This is a genomic window from Bacillus sp. 05T31, assembly GCF_056396725.1.
In genome coordinates, this window is record NZ_JBFTMA010000351.1 from 1 (window position 1) to 4809 (window position 4809).

The 4809-nt window shown below is 31.1% G+C and carries 4 protein-coding genes; all 4 read right to left on the bottom strand.

From position 1 onward, the window contains the following. A partial coding sequence (locus AC1DJR_RS19065) for an NAD-dependent epimerase/dehydratase family protein (RefSeq protein ID WP_477003250.1) occupies positions 1 to 840 on the bottom strand: 840 nt, incomplete at its 3' end. After that, the gene (locus AC1DJR_RS19070; protein WP_477003251.1) at positions 818 to 2191 is read right to left on the bottom strand and encodes a UDP-glucose dehydrogenase family protein; all 1374 of its coding nucleotides are present in this window, start codon (positions 2189 to 2191) and stop codon (positions 818 to 820) included. The genes AC1DJR_RS19070 and AC1DJR_RS19065, both read right to left, overlap by 23 nt. Before the next feature lie 375 nt (positions 2192 to 2566). Beyond that, positions 2567 to 3688 carry a glycosyltransferase family 2 protein gene (locus AC1DJR_RS19075; RefSeq protein ID WP_477003252.1) on the bottom strand — a complete coding sequence of 374 codons (1122 nt, stop codon included), beginning with the start codon at positions 3686 to 3688 and terminating at the stop codon, positions 2567 to 2569. Between the two features lie 44 nt (positions 3689 to 3732). Continuing rightward, a partial coding sequence (locus AC1DJR_RS19080; RefSeq protein WP_477003253.1) for a hypothetical protein occupies positions 3733 to 4809 on the bottom strand: 1077 nt, incomplete at its 5' end.

A 4809-nucleotide genomic window follows, 5' to 3' on the forward strand; every position in this document is an offset into this window, starting at 1 on the left:
ACCTAGTGCTTTTTCTAACGTTTCTATAAACACCATTAGTTTTTCAGGATTATTATTTCCAATATTGAATACTTTATGTTCAACATCACCTTCAGGTGGATTACTTAAAAGGCGTTGGATTCCTTCAACAATATCATCTATATAAGTAAAATCACGATATAAGTCATTTTCAAAATCACCATTATTAAATATCTTGATTGGCTCCCCAGCAAAATACTTATCAGTAAATCCAAAGTAAGCCATATCTGGACGCCCCATAGGACCATATACCGTAAAGAAGCGAAGTCCAGTAGCCGGAACTTTATACAAATGACTATATGTATGAGCCATTAATTCATTTGATTTCTTAGTAGATGCATAAAGTGATACTGGATTGTCTACAAAATCTGTTTCCTCAAATGGAACTTTTTTATTTGCTCCATAAACAGAACTAGATGATGCATATACAAGATGGTCTACTGGGTAATATCTACACGCTTCAAGAATATTATAGAAACCAATGATATTACTTTGAATGTATACATCTGGATTTTCAATTGAATATCTCACACCAGCTTGTGCAGCCAAATTCACTACAATATTTGGCTTGTACTCTTCAAAAAGCTTAGTAATCATATCCTTATCAGAAATATCACCTTTAATAAAAGTAAATTTCTCATACGGTTTCAGTTGCTCTAAACGAGCATATTTAAGATTTACATCATAATAGTCATTTATATTATCGATACCTATTACTTGGCAACCTTGTTCTAATAATTTCTTAGATAAGAAGTATCCTACAAAACCAGCTGCTCCAGTAATAAGATATGTTTTACTATTATCTAGAGGCTTGCAGTTCAATGTTATTCAACTCCTTCATACGCTCTCTATTTGTTGATTTTCTGCCAACGGAATGATATTCTATACCAACTTCTTGCATTGCTTGAACATCATAAATGTTTCTTCCATCATAAATTAGAGGTGTTCTCATTAACTTTTTATACATCTCTGGAGTTAGTGCCTTCACTTCTCCCCACTCAGTGAAGATAAAACAAACATTTGCACCTTCTAAAGCTTGTTCAATATTAGTAACATAAGTGATATTTCCATTCTTATTTCTTCCCTCTGGATGCACTTTCGCAAAATTATTTGCACCGACTGGATCAAATGCATAAATATCTGCGCCTTGCTCTAACAATTGAGGAATATTTTCAAGAGATGCAGCTTCTCTTAAGTCATCTGTACCCGGTTTAAATGTCAACCCTAGCACCGCTACTTTAAGACCGTTGAAAGTAATTAACCTTTGACTCGCCTTTTTGTATAATAAAGTCTTTTGATTCTTATTTACATCGATAGCGGCTTTTACCGTTTTTAATTCGTAACCATTTTGTCTCGCTAAATACTCTAATGCTTTAGTATCTTTAGGGAAGCATGATCCTCCAAATCCAATACCAGCATTTAGAAATTTATTTCCAATACGCTCATCAAAGCTCATACCTTTTGCAACATCTTGAATATCCGCGCCAACTAATTCACAAAGATTCGCAATATCGTTCATATAAGAAATTTTAAGAGCTAAGAAATCATTAGAAGCATACTTAATCATTTCAGCTGATCTTCTATTCACTGAAACTATAGGCAAATGAAACGGCTTATAAAGATTCATTAATACTTCCTCAGCCCATTTACTTTCTGTACCAATAACAATTCTTTCTGCATATAAAGTGTCATGAACAGCAGAACCTTGAGCTAAAAACTCCGGGTTTGATGCAACTTCTACTCTCACATCATTAACTAAAAAGTCCTGAATAAACTGCTCAACTTTGTCATTTGTTCCAATTGGAACAGTTGATTTTACAACAACAAGACAATCCTTTTCTACACTTTCAGCAATTTGTTTTGCAACAGTTGCAATGTAAGAAAGATTTGCAGAACCATCTGCTTGTTCTGGAGTCCCAACTCCAATAAAAATAGCATCTGCGTCTTTATATGCCGACTTGTAATCCGTTGTATAATTAATTCTTCCAGCAGCATAATTTTTCTGCATTAACTCCTCTAAATCAGCCTCATAAATTGGTGAAACACCTGATTTCATTAAATTCACTTTTTTTTCATCAATATCAACGCAAGTTACTTGATGTCCTACTTCAGCAAAACATACACCAGCTACTAAACCAACGTATCCAGTACCAGCTACTGCAATTTTAAACATATAAATCTCCCCCTGCATCTGAATTTTTACATAATTGTATATTTTTTATAAATTGTAGAGATCCGGAATAAAGGTTGTTACTCTTCGGACACCCCATTTGATTATATTTTTTTCAATTGATTGAATAGATTTTGATTATTCCTTTCCTAACCTACCATTAATTACACAAATAGATACAGAGAAAAAATGTAGGTTCCAAAGCAAAATCCCTAACTTTATTATCAAGTTATAAAAGCACCTATAAAAAATAAATCACCTTAGTTAACCATTAAAATCTATGTTCTTTACAAAATATAAGTTAGTCGAAAAGTGTTCGACTAATATCCGTTATCGAATAATATTGATTTACATTAAAAAAACTAACCGCTTCATCCGTTAGTAATTTTTTTCAATAACCCCAATCTCAAATAAGGAATCAGAATTCTGATACTTTATTGATCCATCATAAAAGAATGTAAAATCATCATGATTATTGAATCGTTTCAAATAACGTTTATATTCCTCACTGCCATTATAAAAATTACCCGCTTTAACTCGCTGTTCATATTTACTTATATCACTATTAAGAAATTTGTAATGTAACAGAGCTGTGAAGCAAGGTAAGTTCTTATTCTTCTGATATGGATATTGATAATGTGAATGCCCTTGTATGTCACCAGTATTAAAATAAAATAGAGGATGTTTTGTCAAATAGACATCCAAATTAAAAATACGCTTTCTAGGCCCCCCACTCACCATTATTCCAAAATACTCTTTTGTTACTTTATAAGAGTTTTTATCGAAATAAGAGTATTGGGCTGTATAATCTTCATCTTTTTCGTTGGTTGTAAGATTGATATTATCCTTTGGATACATATCTAACATTAACGAACGCACTCTTTCATAACCTTTTTCCTTCATACTAAAAATAAATTCATTAATGTTTTGCGATTCCATCCCTGGGTATACAAAGTGCTCATCTGAATCCACTACTAAGTACCATCTATTGTGTCCATAATGACTTAGTAATCGATTAACCCAAGCTTCTCTTTTTTGTGTAGAGTATGCCTCTGATGTATGAAACACATCACAATCATCCTGAAGGCATAACCATTCTCCTGTTCCATCGTTTGAATCATTATCTAAAATAGCGAAATGTTTAATTCCCATATCCCTATAATGTTTAAAAAACGTTGGAATTCGTTTTTTTTCATTCTTCACAATAGAGATTAAAATAGGTCCTTCATCTTCTCTTGAAGAAAAATTAACCAGTTCAACCTGATTATCTGTAAATGCACAAAGTATTTCATGCCCATTTTTATTTGCACATAACATCTTATAAAAGGCATTTTTCCACTGTTTTTCTTCCTGTTTATCATATAAATATCTTAAATTATGATTTTTAGCTTCATGAAATTTATCATCTACTATTTTCTTATAACGAAGACGTTCAGTAGGAAAAATAGGTTTCCTGATAAATAATGCTATTTTTTTCTTTATAAACATTAATGGTTTCATACTATTAATACTGCCCCCGTTTAATTAATATATTTATATAAAAACTAATTCTTATTCAATTTTTGCTTTAATACATTGATAACGATTCTCTTTTCGTCCTTGTTAAACATAATTAAAAAATTCAAAATGTATCCGAACATTCCAGCTAACATACAAATTATTATTAAAGAGAACCATGATGTTATATTAGTTAGATTATGAATCAACATAAATACAATGGCCAAAATTATAAGAGACAAACCTCCGCGCAACAATACCCAGTAAAAAGTAGACCATTTCACCTTTAATATATGCGCTGAATATACAGGTATAAATAAAATCATGCGTAGGAGCACCATAATGGCACTTACACCTGCAACTGCGAAAACACCAAGGTTTGTATATTTTACAAGAAGATATACAATACATACATTTAAAATACCTATAATAAGATTTGTAATAACAGGAATTTTAACCCTCGTAGTAATTGTATTAACGTTAAATAATGGATTAACAATTGTATCACATAACATAGGCAATAAAGTTAATATCGATAGCATGTGCACTTTTATAATTTCACTATCGGAAAGTGAGCCCATCCATAAAGAAAAAAAGTCCTTCCCAAAAACGACCAATCCAATAATAGGTATTGATTTCCAATCAAAGGACTTTTTTGCAACTATAAGATCCGGCGTTAATTCTTTATAAAATTTATATTTTTTAACAACCATATATATTGTACAAATTAAAAATGCAATACCGATATACCATAAATGTGGTGATATACAACTAAAAAGAACAATTAATAATAAAGCTCTGAATATATTTGATTTAATATTAATCGATGCAGAAAGATCTAACCTGTTTTTCGCAAATGTCGCTACATCAAATACACTCGTTGATAAATTAAGAAAAAAGCTACAGAATAAAAACAACCAGAGTAGTTTAACATCAAAAATAAAGTTCTCAGGTATATTAATTACCTTATCCAACAGCAATATCATCATTATAGTTGGAATGCAAAGGATTATTGATAATACAATATTTGCGATTGCTACGGAAGAAAAATATTTGTTGGCAGATTCAAAATCATTTTGATGTAACTTGATTGTTACAAATCGACTTAGCATACTGTTTAATGC

Coding starts and splice junctions, on each gene's coding strand:
- AC1DJR_RS19070 (WP_477003251.1), bottom strand. CDS start 2,191: ATGTTTAAAATTGCAGTAGCTGGTACTGGATACGTTGGTTTAGTAGCT.
- AC1DJR_RS19075 (WP_477003252.1), bottom strand. CDS start 3,688: ATGAAACCATTAATGTTTATAAAGAAAAAAATAGCATTATTTATCAGG.